The sequence below is a fragment of the Luteimonas sp. A537 genome (assembly GCF_054052065.1).
Genome location: NZ_JBSVRH010000003.1, coordinates 131693 through 151507 on the forward strand (window position 1 = coordinate 131693; position 19815 = coordinate 151507).

A 19815-nucleotide genomic window follows, 5' to 3' on the forward strand; every position below is an offset into this window, starting at 1 on the left:
CAGGTCGCAGGGTCGCACGCATGTTCCGGAACACACCTCCCTTCCTGGCCCTCGAGACCGGCCGCCCCGTGGCTTCGATGCGCCGCCACGGCAGCTTCGCGCACTGGATCCGCACCGCGGCAGGACTGTCGCGCGGCGAAGTCGAAGTGGTCGATGTGCAGTCGGGCGACACGCCGCCATCGCATCGCGGCTATGCCGGCGTGCTGGTCAGTGGCTCCGGCGCCATGGTCAGCGACCGCGAACCCTGGAGCGAGCGCACGGCAGGCTGGCTGCGCGACGCGGCCCACGACGGCGCGCAGCTGTTCGGCATCTGCTATGGCCACCAGCTGCTGGCGCATGCGCTGGGCGGCACCGTCGCCGACAACCCGCGCGGCCGCGAGATGGGCACCGTCGCCATCGACCAGGGTCCGGAGGCCAAGGGCGATCCGCTGTTCGCGGGGCTGCCGGATCGCTTCCTGGCCCAGGCCACCCACCTGCAAAGCGTGCTCGAACTCCCCGCCGGCGCCGTCGCGCTTGCGTCTTCCGACCTCGACGACTACCACGCCTTCCGCTGGGGCGACGCGGCTTGGGGCGTGCAGTTCCATCCCGAATTCAGCGCCGGCCACATGCGCGGCTATATCGATGCGCGCCGCGACAGCCTGGCCGCCGAAGGCCGGGATCCGGCCGCCATGCGCGCCGCGGTGCGCGCGGCACCCGACGCACGCCGCGTGCTGCGGCGATTCGTGCGCCGGGCGCGCCGCCACGCCTGAGGTCGCCGGGTTACGATACGCAGGCGCGGCATGGCCGCGAACAGACTGGCAACCGGGGACACTGGATGAGTACACGAACGATGGGCCCGGCTTCGGGCTGGCGCTGGCTGCTGAACGCCGTGAACCTGGGCGGCGGCAACCCGCGCGCGGTCCTTGGCGGCGCGGCACTGATGATGCTGGTCGCGCTGGTCCCCAGCCTCATCCAGATCGTCGTGCAGAGCGTCCTGGGCGTCACCAGCGCCGGGATGATGATCGCGCTGATGGGCTTTTCGGTGCTGTTCTCGCTGCTGGTGATGGGTCCGCTGTTCGCGGGCTACCTGCGGCTGTTGCACGCCAGTGAAACCGGTGTGCCGACCCGCGCGGCGGCGGTCTTCGACGTGTTCGGCGCTGGCCAGGGTGCGGGTCGCGTGATCGGCGTCCTGCTCGGGCTGATCGCCGTCGGCATGGTGCTGTTCGGCGCGGTGGGGTTCGCCTTCGGCGGCGACTTCTTCGCCCAGATCGGTTCGGTGTTCGAGGCGCTCGAGGGCGCGGAGCCGGGCACCACGCCGGTGCTGCCGCCGCTGCCCAGCGGCCTGGGCACCTTCCTCGGCCTGCTGTTCATCGTCGGCATGTTCTTCAACGGCGCCTACGCGATCGCCGTGGGGCAGGTCGCCCTGGGCGGCCGCGGCATTGGCGAAGCCCTGGGCGATGGCCTGCTGGGCGCGCTGCGCAACCTGCTGCCGCTACTGGTGCTGAGCATCGTGGTGACGGTGGCCGGGATGCTGGCGCTGCTGCTGCTGGGCCTGGTCGTGGCGGTGCTGATGGGCGTGGGCAGCATGGTGCATCCGGCCCTGGGCATGGTGCTTGCCGCGCCGGCCTATCTTGCCGCGATGGTCGCCCTGTACGTGGTGATGTTCGGGGTCATCTACTACATGTGGCGCGACGTCTGCGACGGTCCGGCCGAGGGTGGCAGCCAGCACGAAGTGGTGGCCTGACGGGGTTCAGCCCCACAGCGCGCGGTCGAGCGCCGCCTGCATCGGCAGGGCCATCGCCTGCGCGACCCAGGCCATGGCCATCAGCCATGCGACAGCCTGCAGGGCCAGCCACGCCGTGGCCCATGGCGGCATCCGCTCCGGTGCGCCGGATGCAAGCACCACGCGGGTCCGACTGAGCCGGTCGTGCAGCGCCGCGTGATCGGGCGCGACGCCTGCCAGCAGATGGCCGATATTGAGGCTCAGCCACGACAGCGTGCCGGCCAGGAAACGGCCCAGCGCGGCACCCGCCCCGATGCGCCTCCCGGCCGGGTCGACCACGCGCAGGCCCAGCGCGCGCTTGCCCGGCGTGGCCTGCAGCGGCGAACGCTCGAAGCCCACGCACCAGGCCAGGAACAGGGCCACGAACAGCACCATCGGCCCGCCCAGCAGTCCGGCCAGCGCCGACTGCAGGGCGGTCGCCGCCGCGAGCAGCGCGGGATCGTGCAGCCAGTCGCGGGCGAGCCCGGCCAGGGCGCCGGGATCGACGGCCTCCATCGGGGCCGGGACGGAGAGGATGGCCGCGGCCATGCGCTGGGCCACGGCGTCCACCAGCCTGTCCCAGGCGCCGCCAACGCCGGCCGCGGCGCGGTGCATGGACGCCCGCGACAGCAGCAGCACCGGCAGGGCCACCAGCGCCGCATCCAGCGACCATGCCGCGCAGCGCCGCCAGAAGCCGGCGGGGTGCATCAGTCGGCGTCGCTGTCGCTGTCGCTGTTGCCGGCGGCGGCGGCGGCGGCGGGTCGCGGCGCGACCATGCGCGCGGCGATGATCCCGGCCTCGTACAGCAGGCACATCGGGATCGCCAGCAGCAACTGCGAGACGACGTCGGGCGGGGTAATGACCGCGGCCACGATGAAGATGCCGACGACCGCGTAGCCGCGCGACTCCTTCAATTGCGCAGGCGTCACCCAGCCCAGCAGCACCAGGATCACCAGCGCCACCGGCAGCTCGAAGCTGATGCCGAAGGCGAGGAAGATCACCAGCACGAAGTCGAGGTAGGCGTTGATGTCGGTCATCATCGCCACGCCTTCGGGCGTGACCATGGTGAGGAAGCCGAACACCGAGGGCAGCACGATGTAGAAGGCGAAGGCGCAGCCCGCGTAGAACAGCAGCAGCGAGCTCGCCAGCAGCGGCAGCGCCAGGTGCTTCTCGCGCTTGTACAGCCCGGGGGCGACGAAGGCCCAGGCCTGGTAGAGCAGCCACGGCATGCTCAGCACCACGGCGGCGAAGAACGCGAGTTTCAGCGGAGCGAAGAACGGCGAGGCGACCTCGACCGCGATCAGGTGCGCGCCTTCAGGCAGCTTGGCCACCAGCGGCGCCGACAGCCAGGCATAGAGTTTGTTGGCGAACGGCAGCAGCACCAGCAGCACCACGCCCAGGCCCGCCAGCCCGCGCATGATCCGGCTGCGCAGCTCGAGCAGGTGGTCGAAGATGTGGCCTTCGCCCTCAGCGGCCATCGCGGCCTCCGCTGGCTGGCGGAAGTGCGTCGCCGTTGGCAGGGTCGGCGGGCGGGGTGTCGGTGTCGATGCCGGCATCGGTGTCAGCGTGGGCGTCGCCGGTGGCCATGCCCGTGCCGGCGTCCGCATCAGGGTCGCTGCTGGCCCCGGGCTCGACGCCGGCGGCGAGCCCGGAGCGGAGCGTCACCAGCCCGCGCTGCGTGTCCTCTCCGGCCTGGCGGACCTTGCGGTCGACATCGCTGGCCGCCGAGCGCACGCCGCGCTCGAGGTCGGTGGCGGCGGTGCGCGCAGCGTCGAGGTTCTGCTTCAGTTCGTCGGCGGCCATCTCGCGCTCGAGTTCGGACTTCACCGAATACCACTGCGCGCGCGCGCGCCGCACCCACAGGCCGGCGAAGCGCGCAGCCTTCGGCAGGCGCTCGGGGCCGAGCACCACCAGCGCCACCAGCGCGACGAGCATCAGCTCGCCGAAACCGAGGTCGAACATGCCGGACGGCCCGCCGCGCCGGGATCAGCGCTGCACGGAATCGTTGTCGCGCTCGGCCTTGCGCTCACCGTCGCGGGTCTGGTCGCCCAGCTGGCCGGTCGGCTTGTCGTCGTCGTCGGCGATGCCCTTCTTGAAGCCCTTCACGGCTTCGCCCAGGTCACGGCCGGCGCCGCGAAGGCGCTTGGTACCGAAGATCAGCAGCACGACCACCAGGACGATGATCCAATGCCAGATGCTGAAACTGCCCATGCCGCTACCTGCGTGTGTTCGGGCGCTCAGGATACCAACTCGCCCGCGGCATGGACCGCGGGCGGTGCATCCGGCGCGTCAGTCGATGGGGTCGGGAAGCGGCGCCGGCAGGTCGTCCGCGGGAAGCGGCTCGGAGGTCACCGGGGCCTCGTCGACCGGTTGGAATGCGCTCGGTCCCTGCGGCGGCAGGCTGTCGCTGCCGAGCGGGGCGGTCCGTGCGCCGGTGGCCGGTGCGTCCGGGGCTGGTGCGGCCACCGGCGCGGCGTCGCTGCCGGCGGTGTCGCGCGAAGCGCCATCGGTGGCGCGGTTGGCGCGCGCCAGCGCCGTGGCTTCTTCCAGGCTGTCGCGGAAATCGACCACCGCGACCGAAGGCTGGCCGGTGGCGCGGCCCTCGAAGATCATCCGCGGCGTGGTGTCGCGGCCATAGGCGGCCTCGTTGGCCTCGTCGTCGATCGAAAGCACGGCGCCATCCAGGGCCACGCCGGCAAACAGGCCGCGCGCACGCGACCACGACCAGATCTCGGCCTTGAGTTCGCCGTCGGTGGCGGTGGAGGCGTTGCGGCCGACCGGGCCGGCGGCAACCCCGGCGTCGGCACCGAGCGTGAACTTGCCGTTGACGATCGACTCAAGGCCGCGCTCGCTGCGGAACACCAGCACCACGTCGGCCGATTGCACGCCGGCCTGGAAGCCGATGCTGCCGCCGGTGAGCTTGACGAAGCTCGGGTTGGACCAGGTGCCGTCGGGATTCTTCACCGACATCAGGCCGTGGCCGCGGCGGCCGCCGATCACCAGGCCGATCTTGATGGTGTCGGGCACGACCACGATCGCGTGGCCTTCGTCGAACAGCTTCTCCGGGATCGCCGACTCCGGGATGGCCTGGATGTCGGTGAGCACGCGCACCGCGTTGAGTGCGCGTGCGTCCTCGTCGGGACCGGCGGACGCGGGCGCAGCCACCAGCGCAACGCACAGTGCAGCGGCGAGGACGGGCAGGCGGAGCAGGTGGCGCTTGGCGGTCATGGACGACTCCGTGGCGGGTACGCGGACAGTGGGAGGATGCGACGCAGGGCGTGCGATGTCGACCGCGCCGCGTGGGCCGTCAGGCTATTCGCGCGGCCATGAATCGGCGGTGAGCCTGCGTGCCGCCGTACCGGACCGTACACTGGCGGGCCACGCCCGCACGCAAGACGCCAGCCGCCGCCCATGACCGAAGCCGCCCTTCCCGCCCGCGATGTGCTGTTGCTGGCCAACCTCGGCACGCCCTCGGCCCCGACCGCGGACGCCGTGTCGCGCTACCTCCTCGAATTCCTGTCCGACCCCCGCGTGGTGCAGCTGCCGCGCCTGTTCTGGCAGCCATTGCTGCGCCTCGTGGTGCTGCCGCTGCGCGCACGCAAGGTGTCGCACAAGTACGCCGAAGTGTGGATGGATGGCGGCTCGCCACTTGAAGTGCACACGCGCCGGCTGGCGCAGGCGGTGCAGGGGCTTCTGCCCGGCGTGCACGTCGAACACGTGATGCGCTACGGCGAGCCCGCGCTCGCCCGCCGGCTGCGCGAATTGCGCGGCGAAGGTGCGCGCGTGCTGTTGCTGCCCCTGTACCCGCAGTACTCGACCACCACCACGGCCTCGATGGGCGACGTGGTCGCGCGCGAGATGCCGGCCGCGCGCATGGTCGGGGATTACCACGACGATCCCGCCTGGGTCGCCGCGGTCGCCGACTCGATCCGCGCGCACTGGGCGGCCCACGGCCGCGGCGACCGGTTGCTGTTCTCCTTCCACGGCATCCCGCAGCGCCTGGTCGACCAGGGCGATCCCTACCAGCGGCAATGCCTCGCCGGCGCGCGCGCGATCGCCGCCGCGCTCGAGTTGCCCGACGTGGCCTGGCAGACCACGTTCCAGTCGCGCTTCGGCGGCGGCAAGTGGCTGTCGCCCGCAACCGACGCCACGGTTCGCGCGCTGCCCGCCGAGGGCGTCCGTCGCGTCGATGTCGCCTGCCCGGGCTTCGCCGCCGACTGCCTGGAGACGCTGGAGGAGATCGCGCTGCAGAACGCGGAGTTCTTCCGCGAGGCCGGCGGCGCGGAGCTTTCCTATATCCCCTGCCTCAACGACGCGCCGGCGCACGCCAGCGCGCTTGCGGCGATCGCCACCCGCGGCTTCGACGCATGGCGCTGATGCAGGACTTCGCGCTCGCGCTGCCGATGGGCACCGTGCGCGGCCTGCGCACGGGTGCGGCCGGCGCACCGCGCGTGCTGGCCCTGCACGGCTGGCTCGACAACGCCGCGAGCTTCCTGCCGCTGGCGCCGCTGCTCGGCGCGATCGACCTGGTGGCGCCCGACCTGCCGGGGCATGGCAGCAGCGACCATCTGCCGCGCGGCATGGACTACTCCTTCGCCGGGGCCGTGCACACCGTGCTCGACATCGCCGACGCGCTGGGCTGGGAGCGCTTCGCGCTGCTCGGGCACTCGATGGGGGCGGGCATCGCCAGCCTGGTGGCCGCGGCATGCCCGGACCGTATCGAACGGCTGGTCGCGATCGAGGCCCTGGGCGCGCTGGCCGAGGAGCCCGGACGCACCGTCGAACGACTGCGCGAAGCGGTGGCGTCCACGCGCGCGCTCCATGCCAAGCACCTGCGCGTGTTCCCCGATCTCGACATCGCGGTGCGCGCGCGGATGAAGGCCAATGGCCTGGGCGATGCCGCCGCGCGCCTGCTGGTCGAGCGCGGCACGCTGGCGGTGCAGGGAGGCTGGAGCTGGAGCAGCGACCCGCGCCTGACCCTGCCGACGATGGTGCGCATGACCGAGGCCCAGGTCGAGGACCTGGTGGCGGGCATCAGCTGCCCGACCCGGGTGCTGTTCGCCGATCCCGCACAGCCCTACCTGCCTGATCCCGTGCGTCGCGCGCGCGCCGCGCTGCTGCCCGCCGGCGAGCTGCAGGTGCTGCCCGGCGGACACCATCTGCACATGGAAGACCCGCACACGGTCGCCGCCGCCATCGGCGACTTCCTCGCCGCCTGAGCGTGATCTAGTGCCGCGTGGCCCTGTCGCGCAGCCGGATGCCGACCAGGACCTGTTCGCCATTGCGGCTGGTGAACGTGTAGGTGGCTTCCCGCTCGCCGCGACTGAAGCCGAGCATGGCACTGTCGGCCTGCTGCATCGCCAGCGTCTGCGACCAGCCCCTGCGCTCCATGTCGGTGCGCGCGGCCTCGAACATCGACGTCGCCGAGCCGCCCGACTCCAGGTTCACCAGTCGCGCGCCGCCGACGTCCATCACGCTGTTGATGCCGTAGTTCGCCGGCAGGAACACGTCGCCGGGGAAATCCGCCGGCAGCGCGACGCCGTCGCTTGCGACGATGGCCATTGCGTCGCCGCCGCCATCGCCGCGCATGCGCAGCCGGTTGCCGTCGCGATCGACGTCCATCCGCTCGCCCGTCGCGCGCCCGATCGCGGCGTCGGCCGCGGCGTCGGCGGCCCTTTGGCAGCCGCCTGCAAGCAGGACCATGCTGGCCAGAAGCGCGGAAAACAGTGGGGGGGACATTGGACTTGCTCCGGACTCGCCAGCGTGGTGGCCTGATCCGTACAACGATGTCAGCCGGGTGGACCGGACAGCATCCTCAGCATCGCCTTGAGGCGCCGGCCGTGCTCGCGGAACCAGTCGCGCTCGCGGCGCCAGTCGGGGCAGCGTGCCTCGACCTCGGCCCAGAACGCCGGGGAGTGGTCGGCGTGCACCAGGTGGCAGAGTTCATGCACCAGCACGTATTCGAACGCGGCCGGCCGGCCCAGCACCAGGGCCAGGTCGAGGGCGAGCGTGCCGTCGGGTGCCAGCGAACCCCACTGCGAAGACATCGCCCTCAGGCGCACGCGCGCCGGTGCGCGCGGCAGGCCCGGCAGGTAGCGCGGCAGCCACGCACCGATGTCGGCGCGGGCCTCGCCTTCGTAGAAGTCGCGCAGGGCGCGGCGCAGCGCGTCTCCGCCGCCGCGGCCGGTGTGGCGGAACACCAGGCCGTCGCCGTCACGCGCGACACAGGCATAGCGACCGGGTTCCCAGCGCAGCGGAACCATTGCGCCCCGCAGCGGCAGGGCCGGCGTGGTGCCGCGCTCCAGCGGTGCGACGATGTCGTCGATGGCGTGCGCGCGCAGCTGGGCCAGCAGCCAGTCGCGGTGCAGCTCAAGGAAGCGTTCGCCGGAGATCGCGCTGGCGCGTGGAGGCAGGGTCAGGCGCGCACCGCGTTCGTCGACCGACAGCCGCAGCCGGCGCGCACGCGGGTCGCGCACGCGCAGCACCGCGACCTCGCTGCCGTCGTCCATCGCCAGCGCGACGATGTCGCGCTGGATGTTGCGGGCGCCCGGTGCCGGGGACTTCGTGAGCAGCAGGCGGAGCAGGGACGACATGCGTGGATTCTACCGGCGTGCACGCCGCGATTCGCGATCAGGCGTCGACGCGCGACAGCTTCAGCGCCGGCTCGAGGATCTCGAACAGCCGCCGCACTTCGGCCGACATCAGCATGAAGCGTGCGTCGAGTTCAGCGCGCAGGTCATCGCGGTCGCCGCCTTCGAGCTGGTCCACCGCGCCGTCGAGGAACTTGATCTTGCGCAGCACCAGGTCTTCGCCGAGCACGAACGAGACGTGGTCATCGAGCACCAGCGCCAGCTTGGTGACCTGTTTTCCGGCCTCGAGGTGGTGGCTGATCTCGTCGCTGCCCAGGTCCTGGCGCTGGCACTTCACGATCGCGCCGGTGTCGTTGCCGTCCTTGAGCTCGCACTCCTCGCCCAACGACAGGCCTTCGGGCAACGGCTCGCCCGCGATCCATCCGGTCAGCACGCTGCGCGGCGCGACCTCGGCGTTCGCCGGCAGTGCCGGGAAGCTGCCGAGCGCCTGGCGCAGCGCGGAGACCACCGCCTCGGCGTTCTTGCGCGATGACGTGTCGACGATGCACAGGCCGTGCTTGAGGTCGAGCATGGCATCGGTGCGCGAGGGGCGGACGAAGGCGCGAGGCAGCAGTTCGTGGATCAGCTCGTCCTTCATGCGCTTGCGTGCGCGGCCACCAGGGCGGCGGCCTTCGCGCTCCTCTGCTTCGTCGAGCTTGCGCGCGAGCATGTCGTTGACCACCGCGCCGGGCAGCAGCCGGTCTTCGCCGCCGACCGCGACCCAGGCGGCGTCGTTGAGGCGATGGCTATAGGCCTCGGACTCGCGGCCGAGCGCGGCCACGAAGCCGCTCGAGGACAGTTCAAGCGGGCCGACGGGCTTGAGCGGATGGGTGCCGAGCGCCTCTTCGAGGCCCTCGAGGTCGAGCGATTTGGGGAAGCGGAACAGGGTCAGGTTGCGAAAAAACATGGGGAATGGGTGCCGTGGTCGATGTGGGGGATCAGGATGCGCGCGCGCTGTCTCAGGCGACGCGGCGGCGGCCCGCGGATACGGGTCGGGACGTGCGTTGATGGAGCATCAGGAAACGCTGCCGGCGTGCAGTTCGGTGGAGGGCAGGACGATGCTCATTGCGCGAACATTCTAGCGGCTGCCCGCCGAGGTCCGCGCACTGCATGCGGCGCACATGCCGGGCGTCGCCGGGCATGGTCGCCAAAGGTATGCTTCGCCCATGTCGTCACCAGGCAAGGGGCTTGCGCAAGTCATCCGGCACCCGCCGCTGCGGGTGCTGCTGGCGATCGCCGCGCTTGCGGTGGTGGCCGTGGCCCTGGTCGGCGGACTCCGCGGCACCCGCGGCAAGACCCTTGCCACGCACGGTGCCGGTGCCGTCATCGATGCCGGTGCGCTGGAGCTCACGCCGCTGCGCGCCTGGATCTCCGACGTGCGTCCGGGTCGCGACCGCCCTTCGTCCTTCGGACCCTCCGAACGCTACCTGGTGCTGCAGGTACGTGCACTCAACCGCAGCGACAGCAGCCAGGCGGGCGGCTTCGCCCTGCACAACTCGATCCTCTGGCTCCCGGTGCTGCCCGGCGAGGGGATCCGGCCCGAGTCGGTGTCGCGTTCGGACGACCACGGGACCTACTACCACCTGCCCCCGCTGCTGCCCACCGGGATCGACCTGGTGTGGGTCGTGCCCGCGGACTGGACGCCGGATGCGGAGACGCAGTGGGGCGTGCGGGCGGTGCGCTTCAAGTCGCGGACCTGGCTCACCGGCGGCAGCGAATGGCTGCCGGCGGAGCAGTTGGCCAAGCTTGTGCTGCCGCTGGAAGAGCGGCGGGCCATGGAAGCGGGACCGTGAATGTGCGCAGGCGGCCGCGCTGGCTTCCGCACTGGCTTCCGCGCTGGCGCGACCTGCTGCTGGCCATGCTGGCGCTGGTGGCGATCGTCGTCCTGCGCAATGCCGAACCCGCCTACAACGAGCGGCTGCTGCCGATCGTGCTCGACGGTGGCGTGGAGCAGCGCATCCAGGCGCGGAACTTCGCGGTCGAGGCCAAGCGCCCGAAGCTGGCCCATGCCTATCTTGTCGATGGCGGAGCGCTCGCGCCGGACCCCCGGCGCGTCGCTACGGCGGGCATTTGGCTCTCGGTCGTGGCCGACGTCGAGGCGCTGCGCGTGCCGGGCCTGGTCGGCGCGCGGATCCGCACCCGCGACGGCCTGCTCTACCAGGGCAACCAGGACCGGCCGGCGACCGCGGTGAACTTCATCGGCAAGACGCTTGATCCCGGACTGCCGGTCACCGGCGCCTGGTTCTTCGAACTTCCACCTGGCCAGGTGGAGGGTGCTCGCCTGCAGCTCTTCTGGGGGCCGTATGACGGCCTCGGCGGGATCGACCATCTGGTCGACATCGACCTGGGCCTCGATGCCACGCGTACGCGGCAGCTCCTGGACGAGGCGCCCGCCGCCCTGGACCTGCGCGGATGAACTGGTGGCGGCGTAATGGCGGGTGGTTGGCCGGCGCGCTGCTGCTGGGTGCGCTGGCCGTCGCTGTCCCGCTGCGCTCCGCATTGCAGGACCGCGCGGGCTGGGTGCCCTCCTACCCGCGCGAGGCAGCGCCCGGCGAGTGGGTGGAATACGAAGGTTCGCGCTGGCGGGTGGTCGAGGCGTTCCTGGCCAAGGCCGATGCGCCCGAAGTGCTTGAGTTGGGCTATCGGAAGGATGCCCAGGTGCTGGTGGTGCAGTTCGAAGTGCTCCCTGGCCGTGACGCCACCGCCGAACGGCTGTCGCAATGCCGCAGCCGCGTGTCCGATCGGGAGGAGCGGCACTGGGATGCCGACACCGGCCTGGCGGCAAGCCGCCGGGCCAGGCGCGGCCTGGGCCAGGACTGCGGCCATGGACCGGTGCGGGCGGGAAGGGAGCCGGCGGAGATCGGGCGGCCCTTCCGCTTCGAGAAGATCTATCGCATCTCGCCCGGCCACGAGCTCGAAGACCTCAGTCCCGAGCTGCGCTTCATGCAGAACGAACTCGAGCCCCAGGGCACCTACCTGCGCTTTCCACTGTCTTCGTCCACGGACTGAGCGCCGGACGCCGCGGCACGCATCGCCGCCGGCAGGCGGGTGGCGACATAGCCGAAGGTGGCGGCCAGCAGGCAGACCCGCGGCAGCTCGGTGAGCAGCGCCGGGCGCAGCGAAGCGGGGCCGTTGACGAACACCGACAGCGGCACGCCGATCAGCCGCCACTCCCAGTCGTCGCGTGGCCCTATCAGCAGCGCGGTGAAGCGGAACAGGGAGGCGTCGAGGCTTGCCAGCAGCTGCCAGCCCAGGCACAGCGCGAGCATCGCCGGCAGGCCCGCGCGCAGCACCAGGCGCAGGCTGTTGACTACCGGCACGCCCTTGCCCGCCCAGCCCGAACTGAGCTTGCCGGCGAGCTTCTTCCAGATGAAGTGCAGGCCCTTGTAGCGCGACGAGAGCAGGCGGAACGGCGCGTCGGCGACCCCCAGGCGCTGGCGCCGGCGCAGGTCGAAGCCGTAGATGATTGCTGTGATCGCCAGCCATACCAGGGGCATCAGCATCGCGCCCGCGGCGGTGGAAACCAGGTCGAGCACGGGTTGCAGCATGCGCCTGGGCGGGGCGAGGAAGCCCGCGTCGGGAAGCGGGTTGCTCCACCACTGCGAGACCGCGACGTAGACCGCGCGTGCATGCCACCAGTCCTTCAGCCAGCTCATGCCCCTGGCGACCGCGGCCACGCCCACGAACACCCAGTAGGCCTCGCACAGGGTCGCGAGTACGCTCCAGCCACCGCGTCCGGTCGCTGCCACGCGGCGCTTGGCCACGTGCCGGAGCACGGCCGCCGCGGCGAGCGCGATCCAGATGCCGCGCAGGGCGAAGACGTCCTGCAGGTTCTCACGGCCCTCGAACGAAGCGCCAAAGAGGTAGCCCGTCAGGAAGGCCCGGCGCACGTTGTCGAGCAGGCCCCAGGTCGCGTAATAGGCGAAGAACGGCAGCAGGGCGATCGCCATCGCGTTCAGCCAGGGCCGCACCACGTGCCCCGGCCCGCTGCCGTGCGCCGGGGCCAGTGCCAGTGCCAGTGCGGGCAGCGATGGACGCAGCACCAGGAACATGGCAATGGTGCCGGCAAGCTGTGCGACCACCAGCGCCGCGACCACGGCATAGGACAGCACCAGGCCGAAACTGGACAGGCGGATGGCCAGTGCCATCAGCAGTTCATGGGCCAGGCGCTGGGCGAAGAACCAGAACAGCAGGGCCGGCCAGTGACGCCACAGCAGGGTCGCGGCAAGCCGGGGGATCCCGGTCCAGGCGGGATCCAGTGCGTGGCGGTCCAGGTGCGGGGCGGCTTGGATGGCGGACATGGCGACAGCCTAGCGCAGCCGGATCACCTGTTTAGCCGGCTGTGTTGGTGTTCGCGGTGCCGCCGCCGCAGCGGGCGTGTAACCTCGGGGCGATGCAGCCCGTCGACCCCGCCGAACAAGCCCGTCTCGTCCAGCGTCTGGTGGAGTTGCGGAGCGGGCACCGCGACCTGGATGCCGCCATCTCCCGGCTGCACCTGGACCCCTGCGCCGACGAGCTCATGGTCAAGCGCCTGAAGAAGCGCAAGCTGCAGCTGAGGGACTGCATCGAGCGCCTGGAGTCGGCACTGATTCCCGACGAGCCGGCCTGAGCCCACGCCGGCCGGCCCTGCCCGGCCCGTCAGGACTGCAGGCTGGGGCTCTCGCCTTCGCGGACCGCCTCGGGGCTGATCTTCTCGATCGTGTGCCGCAGCTCGCGGCCCAGGATCAGTTTGGCGTCGCGCGCGAACGCGGCCAGGCGTTCGTCGAAGGCGAGCTTGCTGTTCTGGTCGAGCTTGACCAGGCCCATCTCGCGCAGCTTCTGGATGAAGCCGCGGAACAGCGCCTTGTCGAAGAACTCGGGTGCCGCCGGCGCGTACAGCAGGCTCAGGCGCTGAGCGGCGAGCTGGCACAGGCTTTCGAGTTGGCCTGCACCGAGTGCGCCCGAACCGTTCTTTGCCAGCACCGAAATCGCGATGTAGTAGCGCTCGAAGGCCTGCTGCAGCGGATGCCCGATCGCGCGCAGGCGGAACACCTCGTCTGATTGTCCCGCCTGGCGGGCGATGATGCCGCCGTCGTCATCGCTGACCTGTTCCAGCAGGCCCTCGCGGATGAACAGGTCGATGGTGGCGTCGATGCGCGCGGAGAAGCCATCTTCGTCCCAGGGCAGGAACAGCTCGCCCTGCAGGAAGGGGTACATTCCGCGGCCGATGCGCAGCAGGGTTTCGCGCGCCATGCGCCGGTTGTGCAGGAAGCAGCACGCGATCCAGGCCGACGCGGTGAACAGGTGCACCACGTTGTTGCGGAAGTACGAGAGCAGCACCGCGGTTTCGCCGTCCACGCGCAGGACGTCGCCCAGCGGATGGACCACCCGGTGCAACACGCCGATCTCCTCGCCGTGGGCGATGATCTGCTCCGGCGAATGCGGGGTCACCGTCACCAGCGCGCTGTAGGGCACTTCCGCCAGCAGCTTCTTCGACAGCACGATCTGTGCGGTCAGGTCGCCCTCGCCCATCGCGTGCTTGGGCGTGGACAGCAGTGCCAGCGCCAGCAGGTTGATCGGGTTGACGTCGGCGGCGCTGTTGACGCGCTCCTGGATGCGCTGCGCGGTGGCGTCGACGGTGGTCGCCAGCCACTGCGGCTTGTCCTCGTCGGACAGCGGCTTGCCGTCCCAGTCGGCCGCGTGCTCGGCCAGCACGTCGGCCAGTGCGATCGGCTCGCCAAAATTCACCACCACCTGGCCGTAGTTCTGCCGCAGCACCTTCGGGATGCCCCACAGCAGCGCCCAGATCGACTCGCCCTCCTTGGGCTTGCCGGAGAGTTCGTCGAAGTAGCTGTTGCCCTCCATCAGCTTCTCGTAGCCGATGTACACCGGCTGGAACAGCACCGGGCGCGTCGGCTGGCGCACGAAAGCGCGCACGGTCATCGCCACCATGCCGCCCTTGGGCTGCAGCAGGCGTCCGGTGCGCGAGCGCCCGCCTTCGATGAAGTACTCGATCGAATAGCCGCCGGCCACCAGCTGCGCCACGTACTCGGTGAACACCGCCGAATACAGCGCGTTGCCGCGGAAGCTGCGGCGGATGAAGAAGGCGCCGCCCTTGCGCAGGATGGTGCCGATCACTGGCAGGTTGAGGTTGATGCCGGCGGCGATGTGCGGCGGCACGATGCCGCGGGTATAGAGCAGGTACGACAGCAGCAGGTAATCCATGTGGCTGCGGTGGCAGGGCACGTAGACGATTTCATTGCCCGGGGCCACCGCCTTGAGCTGGTCAAGGTGGTGGACCAGGACGCCGCGGAAGATCCGGTTCCAGACCGTGGTCAGCAGGAAGCTGGCCGAGCGCACCACCGGATGCGAGTAGTCGGCGGCGATCTCGTAGGCGTAGCCGTGGGCCTTCTTCCAGGCCTCCGCCTGGCCCTTGGCGGCATCGCCACCCTCGCGCCGGGCCTGGTCGGCGATGGCCTCGCGCACCGGGCCCGAGGACAGCACCTTGTCCACCAGCAGGCGCCGGGTCGACAGGTCGGGGCCGATGACCGCGGCGCGGATGCGGTTGAAGTGGGTGCGCAGCAGGCGCGACAGCTTGCGCACCTCGCGCTCGGGCTCGAGGCCTTCGGCGATGATGTCGCGCACGGCCACCGGCGGCGCGAAGCGCACCAGGGTGTCGCGGCCGTTGAGCAGGATCGCAAGCAGGCGCCGGAAGCGGCCGACGATCGCCCAGTTTTCCGAGAACAGCACCGAGAACCAGCCGCTGTTCTTGTCGGGCGCGCGGCCGACGAAGATCGACACCGGCACCAGCTGCACGTCCAGCGCCGGATCCTCGTGGTGGGCCTCGAGCAGGCGCGCCAGCGAGTCGGAGTGGCTTTTCTTCTTCTTGGGCTTGCGCTGGGTGGCGATCTGGGTGGCCAGGGCCAGCGTGCTGCCGGCGTTGCGCCGCGACAGCGCCACGTAGGCGCGCTTGCGGCCCAGCAGGTCGCCGGGCAGCGGCACCAGGGGCGATGGCAGCCTGGCCTCGCGGCAGGCGCGATCGAGGATCAGGGCGTTGGACATGCCGTAGTCCTCGAGCACATAGCAGACCTGGCGGCCATCGAGGCTGTCGCCCGGGCCCTGCGGCTCGATGCTCAGCCCGATCCAGGGTGCCAGCAGGCGCCCGAGCAGACGGGCCCACCACGGTCGCGGGCGGCGCGAAGCGCGCGCCGGCGCGCCAGTCGCGGGGCCGGGTTCAAACAGGGAGGGCTGGGTTGGCATCGTCGACATTATGCCCAAGCCGCGCCGACGCCCCCGTTGCGGGGCCCCGCGGGCGTCTGGTTCATGGAGCGGCTACCGGGCCCGCGGGCGCGCCCGGATCGTGCTGCGGCCGGGGCTGTGGACCAGGCTGCAGTCCGGGCTGTGGCCCTGCCGGCAGGCCAGCGGCGCGGACGGCCTCGCGTGCGTGGCGCAGGTAGTCGCTGAGGTACCAGCGGTCGTCGACGCGCTCCATCGCGACCACGGTGTCGATGGGGCTGCCGGCAAGGGTGTAGCGCAAGCGCACGGTCGCCTGGTCGCCCTGCTGGACCTGCAGCGCCGCCTGGACGCTGTCGAACGTGGAGTCCAGATCCAGGCCATGTCCCGCGAGCACGCGCTTGGCCTCGTTGGCGAAGATGCCGAAGCGCTCGAGCGAAGCATCCATTCCGGCCGCGGCGATGCCTTCCGCGGTGGTCGGGCCGAGGGCGCGCGCGGCGGCGACCAGGCGCGGGATCGCGGCCTGGGCAAGCTCGCGGTCGGCGAGCGGTGCGCCGGCAGCCCATTGCGCCATCGCGGCCACCAGCTGCACGTAATGCTCGCGCTCGGCATCGCTGAAGTCGCCCTGGTGCTCGACGTACTGGGCCCCGAACATGCCCATGGTGGCCGCGGCGGCGCGGATTTCGCGCCCGGAGCCCGCGAACTGGCGCTCGAAGTCGGCGGCCAGCGTGCTTTCGGCGTCCGGCGCGGCCAGCGCATCCAGCACGGCGGGCAGGTGTTCGGAGAACGGCAGCTCGTCCAGCGGCCAGCGCGTGTGCCCGGCGCGCCAGGCGACCTGGAGCTGCGCATGCAGCGCTGGCGGCACCGCGTCGCGCGCGAAGGCTGCGAGATCGCCCGTGCGCATGTGGCCGGCCAGCACCTCGACTGCGAGCGCGGGCCGGCTGAGGTCACTGCCGGCGGGGGCCTGGGCCTCGGGCGGCACCGGGCGACAGGCCGCAAGCAGGCCTGCCACGACAGTGGCGACCAGCAGCGACCTCAGGATCGGTGGCATCGACATGGGTAAAGTTTCCCCTCCCCGGGACGGCCCATCTTGGCCACCGCCCGGCGCCGGCGGCAAGCCTGCGCCGTCACAGGTCGCGGACGATCCAGCCATGCGCGGCCGCCGCCGGGGCGTCCACCGCGGCTTCCGCGACCCGCTCGGGCGTCTCCCCGGCCGCCCAGGCGGCCGCGATCGCCGACAGCCGGTCGCGCGTGGCGCGGGTATAGGCGCCCTCGAGTTCGTTCTGGGCGTCGGCGGCGAGCTTCTGCGGATACAGGGTGCGCGCTTCCTCGCTGCGGTTGAACATGGTGATCATCCGGGCGAGGCTGCTGCGGAAGCCATCGGCCGACAGCGCGGTGCGCTGGGTCCGCTGCAGGTGCCAGACCACCAGGTATTCCACGGGCCCGAGCATGCGCCGCGGGGTGGCGCCGAAAAAATGCCCCGACAGCGCACTGGCAGCCACCGGTGCCCCATGGTCGGGCAGGCCGGTAGCCCCCCAGGAGCTGAGCGCGCCGCCGGGCAGGTCCATCCGCCGCAGCGCCACGCCGAAGGTTTCGGCCAGCAGGCGCTGCGCGCGTTCGTCGTCGCTCTCGGCAACCACGCCGACCAGGCGCAGGAACAGCGGGTATTGCTCCTCGCCCAAGCGGCGCACGAGGCGCTTGAGGACGGCAAGGCGGTATTCGGGATCGGAGTGCGCGGCCAGCGCCGAAACCAGACGGTCGGCGGCCGTGCGCAGGGCGTCCGGGGTGGGCAGGGATTCGTTCATGGCCGCGGCATTATCGCGGCTGCGGCAGGCGGGTGCCTGTCCGGCTCAGTTGAAGGCGTCGAGCACCGAGTCCACGGCGCTTTCCGCGGCCTGGGCCAGTGCCATGCCACCCAGCCGCGCTTCCAGGCCAAGGTCGCCTGCCAACATGCGGCCGCCGGTGGTCTCCCACGCCGGAGCGGTGAGCACGCGCTCACCGGCATCGGCCAGTGCAACCGGTGCGGCTTCGGCGTCCGCGACGGGACTGCTGCCCTGGACCTTATGCGCATCCCCACCCTGGCGACGCAGGTCGTCCAGCTGCCCGTCAATCCGGTGCAGGCTGGAAGCGAGGTTGAGACGGGAGTCGGGACCGATGGTGCTCATGGGGCGTTGCAGGACCTGGGAAGGGGATTCGTGGCGATGGGAGGACTCTATCGCCAAGGGGGCTGCTTGCCACCTCGGGGGAACCCTAGTCCCGGACTTCCGTTCAGCTGTCTTTCCATTTCGAAGCGGTGCGGGCGCAGGCCGGCGCTCGCCTTTCGCTTGCGTCCGCAGGCGCTTGTGCAACGAAGGGCATGCTAGCTTTCCGGGGCACTCCGGAGGACACGATGGCGAAAGACGAGGGCGCCGACAGAACCGAGCCGCCGACCCAGAAAAAGCTCCGCGACGCGCGCAAGGACGCGAACGTCAGCAAGAGCAAGGAGTTGACCAGCACCGTGCTCGTACTGGGCTGGCTGGTTGGTGGCTGGATGCTGCTCGGCTTCATGTGGGACCGGCTGCGCGCGTTGTTCGATGCCAGCCTGGCCGCGATCGGCACGCCGTTCGCGGAGGCCGCCCCCGCCCTCGGCGTCCATGCGTTCCAGACCCTGTTGGCGCTGAGCCTGCCGCTGTTGCTGCTGGCCCTGCTCCTGGGCCTGGTGGTGGAATTCCTGCAGGCCGGCCCGGTGGTGAGCATGAAGAAGCTCACCCCGGACATGTCGAAGATGAACCCGGTCGAGGGCATCAAGAAGATGTTCTCGATGGACAACCTGGTCGAACTGGTGAAGGCCTTCTTCAAGAGCATCGCGCTGCTGTTCATCGGCGGCGTGGTGCTTTACGGCATGCGCCACAGCCTGCTGATGCTGCCGCACGCGCCGCCCGCGGCGATGGGCACCGCGATCTGGCACGGCCTGCTGCGGATCGGCATCTGGACCATCGGCGTGTTCTTCTTCGTCTCCGTGCTCGACGCCTGGTACCAGAAGTACTCCTACCTCAAGCAGCTGCGCATGAGTCGCCGCGACATCAAGCAGGAGGTCAAGGAGAACGAGGGCGACCCGTACGTGAAGCAGCGCCGCAAGCAGTTGCACCAGGAGTGGTCGCAGCAGAACATGCTCAATTCCGTCCGGGGGTCGAACGTCGTCGTGACCAATCCAACCCACATCGCAGTCGCGCTGCGGTTCGAAGCCGGGGACACCGACCTGCCGGTGGTCGTGGCCAAGGGCGAAGGCTACCAGGCCGAGGAGATCAAGCGCGCGGCCGAGGAGGCCGGGGTGCCGATCCTGCAGAACGTCCCGCTGGCGCGCGGTCTCAACGAGAAGGTCGAGGTCGACGACTACATCGCCACCGAGTTCTTCGATGCGGTGGCTGAAGTGCTGTTCTGGGCCGAGGGCATCCGCCGCGGCGAATGAGGCTCAGCCCAGCGCCTGCTCCAGCACGCCCAGCAGGTGGCGGTTGCTGCCCAGTCTCTGCAACACGATCTCCACGTACACCCCCAGCAGCAGCAGGATCAGCGCGGTCGCAAGCCAGGCCTTGATCGGGAGCGTCAGCGCGAACACGTTGAGCTGCGGTGCATACCGGTTCACCAGGCCGAACGACAGGTCGATGATGAGCAGGATGACCATGATCGGCGCGGCCATCACCAGCACGGTGGTCATCATGAAGTTGAACTGGCCCACGAACAGGTTCATGCCGGCCGCGGGCAGGTCGGGGAAGTGCGAGGTCACGGGCCAGAGCACATAGCTGCCCATCAGCAGGTCGAGGAACACCAGGAACGCGCCGCTGGCCATGAACAGCCAGGTCGCCAGCTGCGAAAGGAATTCGCCGTGCAGGGTGACCTGGTGGCCCTGGATGGGATCGAAGACCTGCGCCATCGACATGCCCACCTGGGTGTCGACCACGCTGCCGACGGCGGCCACGGCCCAGAACACGATGCCGAAGCAGAAGCCGATCGTGACCCCGATGAACACTTCCTTGAGCACGATCAGCGGCCACTCGATCACGCCCAGACTTTCCATCGGCAGCCCTGCCAGCGCCATCGGCAGCACGATGATGCCGAGGCTGACCATGAAGCTGTTGCGCACCATCGCCGGCACGGTCTCGCGGGTCATCAGCGGCAGCATCAGGAACGCGCCGATGACCCGCGGCAGTACCAGCGCGAGCGCCAGCAACGGGTTGCCGAGGAAGTCGAACACCC

General features: G+C 70.7%; 23 protein-coding genes. 9 read left to right on the forward strand and 14 right to left on the reverse strand.

Annotated features, from left to right (window positions below; all coding sequences use genetic code 11):
- Window positions 1–20 precede the first annotated feature (20 nt).
- On the forward strand, window positions 21–749 hold the full coding sequence (locus ACW7GZ_RS08190) for a glutamine amidotransferase (RefSeq protein WP_457004190.1): 729 nt from the start codon (window positions 21–23) through the stop codon (window positions 747–749).
- Between the two features lie 65 nt (window positions 750–814).
- Complete coding sequence (locus ACW7GZ_RS08195) at window positions 815–1723, forward strand: hypothetical protein (RefSeq protein WP_457008736.1); 909 nt, start codon at window positions 815–817, stop codon at window positions 1721–1723.
- 6 nt (window positions 1724–1729) lie between these two features.
- On the opposite strand, the gene ACW7GZ_RS08200 is transcribed toward ACW7GZ_RS08195, so the two are convergent.
- From ACW7GZ_RS08200 to ACW7GZ_RS08220, 5 genes are all read right to left on the reverse strand, one after another.
- Window positions 1730–2449, reverse strand: a complete 720-nt coding sequence (locus ACW7GZ_RS08200) for an RDD family protein (RefSeq protein WP_457008738.1) — start codon at window positions 2447–2449, stop codon at window positions 1730–1732.
- Complete coding sequence (tatC, locus tag ACW7GZ_RS08205; RefSeq protein WP_457008740.1) at window positions 2449–3219, reverse strand: twin-arginine translocase subunit TatC; 771 nt, start codon at window positions 3217–3219, stop codon at window positions 2449–2451. Before tatC ends, ACW7GZ_RS08200 begins: the two co-directional genes overlap by 1 nt.
- Complete coding sequence (gene tatB, locus ACW7GZ_RS08210; RefSeq protein ID WP_457004197.1) at window positions 3209–3703, reverse strand: Sec-independent protein translocase protein TatB; 495 nt, start codon at window positions 3701–3703, stop codon at window positions 3209–3211. The genes tatC and tatB overlap by 11 nt, the downstream gene beginning before the upstream one ends.
- Window positions 3704–3727: 24 nt before the next feature.
- Window positions 3728–3952: a Sec-independent protein translocase subunit TatA gene (gene tatA, locus ACW7GZ_RS08215; RefSeq protein WP_457004199.1), complete on the reverse strand. Its 225-nt coding sequence runs from the start codon at window positions 3950–3952 to the stop codon at window positions 3728–3730.
- A 78-nt stretch (window positions 3953–4030) separates the two neighbouring features.
- Window positions 4031–4951, reverse strand: coding sequence for a lipid-binding SYLF domain-containing protein (locus ACW7GZ_RS08220; protein ID WP_457004736.1), 921 nt, complete (start codon window positions 4949–4951; stop codon window positions 4031–4033).
- A gap of 201 nt (window positions 4952–5152) precedes the next feature.
- Here ACW7GZ_RS08220 and hemH point away from each other — a divergent pair, with 201 nt between their 5' ends.
- Together hemH and ACW7GZ_RS08230 are read left to right on the forward strand one after the other, a co-directional pair.
- The gene (gene hemH / locus ACW7GZ_RS08225) at window positions 5153–6118 is read left to right on the forward strand and encodes a ferrochelatase (RefSeq protein ID WP_457008742.1); all 966 of its coding nucleotides are present in this window, start codon (window positions 5153–5155) and stop codon (window positions 6116–6118) included.
- The gene (locus ACW7GZ_RS08230) at window positions 6118–6960 is read left to right on the forward strand and encodes an alpha/beta fold hydrolase (protein WP_457004738.1); all 843 of its coding nucleotides are present in this window, start codon (window positions 6118–6120) and stop codon (window positions 6958–6960) included. Before hemH ends, ACW7GZ_RS08230 begins: the two co-directional genes overlap by 1 nt.
- Before the next feature lie 7 nt (window positions 6961–6967).
- Here the strand turns inward: ACW7GZ_RS08230 and ACW7GZ_RS08235 are convergent, their stop codons facing one another.
- Genes ACW7GZ_RS08235 through ACW7GZ_RS08245 form a run of 3 tightly spaced genes read right to left on the reverse strand, consistent with a single transcriptional unit; the run spans window position 6968 to window position 9277 of the window.
- Window positions 6968–7480 (reverse strand): hypothetical protein, encoded by a 513-nt coding sequence (locus ACW7GZ_RS08235; RefSeq protein WP_457004202.1) that lies wholly within the window; start codon window positions 7478–7480, stop codon window positions 6968–6970.
- A 50-nt stretch (window positions 7481–7530) separates the two neighbouring features.
- Window positions 7531–8334, reverse strand: coding sequence for a M48 family metallopeptidase (locus ACW7GZ_RS08240; RefSeq protein WP_457008744.1), 804 nt, complete (start codon window positions 8332–8334; stop codon window positions 7531–7533).
- Window positions 8335–8371: 37 nt separating this feature from the next.
- Window positions 8372–9277: a recombination-associated protein RdgC gene (locus ACW7GZ_RS08245; RefSeq protein ID WP_457008746.1), complete on the reverse strand. Its 906-nt coding sequence runs from the start codon at window positions 9275–9277 to the stop codon at window positions 8372–8374.
- Between the two features lie 259 nt (window positions 9278–9536).
- Between ACW7GZ_RS08245 and ACW7GZ_RS08250 the strand changes: the two genes are divergently transcribed.
- The 3 genes from ACW7GZ_RS08250 to ACW7GZ_RS08260 are packed head-to-tail and all read left to right on the forward strand — an operon-like array spanning window position 9537 to window position 11379.
- The gene (locus ACW7GZ_RS08250) at window positions 9537–10163 is read left to right on the forward strand and encodes a hypothetical protein (protein WP_457008748.1); all 627 of its coding nucleotides are present in this window, start codon (window positions 9537–9539) and stop codon (window positions 10161–10163) included.
- Window positions 10160–10786 carry a hypothetical protein gene (locus ACW7GZ_RS08255; RefSeq protein WP_457008750.1) on the forward strand — a complete coding sequence of 209 codons (627 nt, stop codon included), beginning with the start codon at window positions 10160–10162 and terminating at the stop codon, window positions 10784–10786. Before ACW7GZ_RS08250 ends, ACW7GZ_RS08255 begins: the two co-directional genes overlap by 4 nt.
- The gene (locus ACW7GZ_RS08260; RefSeq protein ID WP_457004209.1) at window positions 10783–11379 is read left to right on the forward strand and encodes a hypothetical protein; all 597 of its coding nucleotides are present in this window, start codon (window positions 10783–10785) and stop codon (window positions 11377–11379) included. The genes ACW7GZ_RS08255 and ACW7GZ_RS08260 overlap by 4 nt, the downstream gene beginning before the upstream one ends.
- Here the strand turns inward: ACW7GZ_RS08260 and ACW7GZ_RS08265 are convergent.
- The gene (locus ACW7GZ_RS08265) at window positions 11343–12671 is read right to left on the reverse strand and encodes a hypothetical protein (RefSeq protein WP_457008752.1); all 1329 of its coding nucleotides are present in this window, start codon (window positions 12669–12671) and stop codon (window positions 11343–11345) included. The genes ACW7GZ_RS08260 and ACW7GZ_RS08265 overlap by 37 nt on opposite strands.
- Window positions 12672–12763: 92 nt before the next feature.
- On the opposite strand from ACW7GZ_RS08265, the gene ACW7GZ_RS08270 reads away from it, so the two are divergent.
- Entirely contained in the window at window positions 12764–12979 is a 216-nt protein-coding gene (locus ACW7GZ_RS08270) for a YdcH family protein (protein ID WP_457004213.1), read from the forward strand.
- 29 nt (window positions 12980–13008) lie between these two features.
- Here ACW7GZ_RS08270 and plsB read toward each other — a convergent pair whose 3' ends face one another.
- The 4 genes from plsB to ACW7GZ_RS08290 form a co-directional block, all read right to left on the reverse strand.
- Complete coding sequence (gene plsB / locus ACW7GZ_RS08275) at window positions 13009–15618, reverse strand: glycerol-3-phosphate 1-O-acyltransferase PlsB (RefSeq protein WP_457004215.1); 2610 nt, start codon at window positions 15616–15618, stop codon at window positions 13009–13011.
- A 52-nt stretch (window positions 15619–15670) separates the two neighbouring features.
- Complete coding sequence (locus ACW7GZ_RS08280) at window positions 15671–16639, reverse strand: hypothetical protein (RefSeq protein ID WP_457004217.1); 969 nt, start codon at window positions 16637–16639, stop codon at window positions 15671–15673.
- Window positions 16640–16709: 70 nt separating this feature from the next.
- Window positions 16710–17387 carry a hypothetical protein gene (locus tag ACW7GZ_RS08285; RefSeq protein WP_457004219.1) on the reverse strand — a complete coding sequence of 226 codons (678 nt, stop codon included), beginning with the start codon at window positions 17385–17387 and terminating at the stop codon, window positions 16710–16712.
- 45 nt (window positions 17388–17432) lie between these two features.
- Window positions 17433–17747 (reverse strand): hypothetical protein, encoded by a 315-nt coding sequence (locus ACW7GZ_RS08290; RefSeq protein ID WP_457008754.1) that lies wholly within the window; start codon window positions 17745–17747, stop codon window positions 17433–17435.
- 224 nt (window positions 17748–17971) lie between these two features.
- Here ACW7GZ_RS08290 and sctU point away from each other — a divergent pair, with 224 nt between their 5' ends.
- Entirely contained in the window at window positions 17972–19030 is a 1059-nt protein-coding gene (sctU, locus tag ACW7GZ_RS08295) for a type III secretion system export apparatus subunit SctU (protein WP_457004222.1), read from the forward strand.
- A 3-nt stretch (window positions 19031–19033) separates the two neighbouring features.
- Here sctU and sctT read toward each other — a convergent pair whose 3' ends face one another.
- A complete protein-coding gene (sctT, locus tag ACW7GZ_RS08300) occupies window positions 19034–19813 on the reverse strand; it encodes a type III secretion system export apparatus subunit SctT (protein WP_457004224.1) in 780 nt (259 codons plus the stop codon).
- Window positions 19814–19815: the final 2 nt, after the last annotated feature.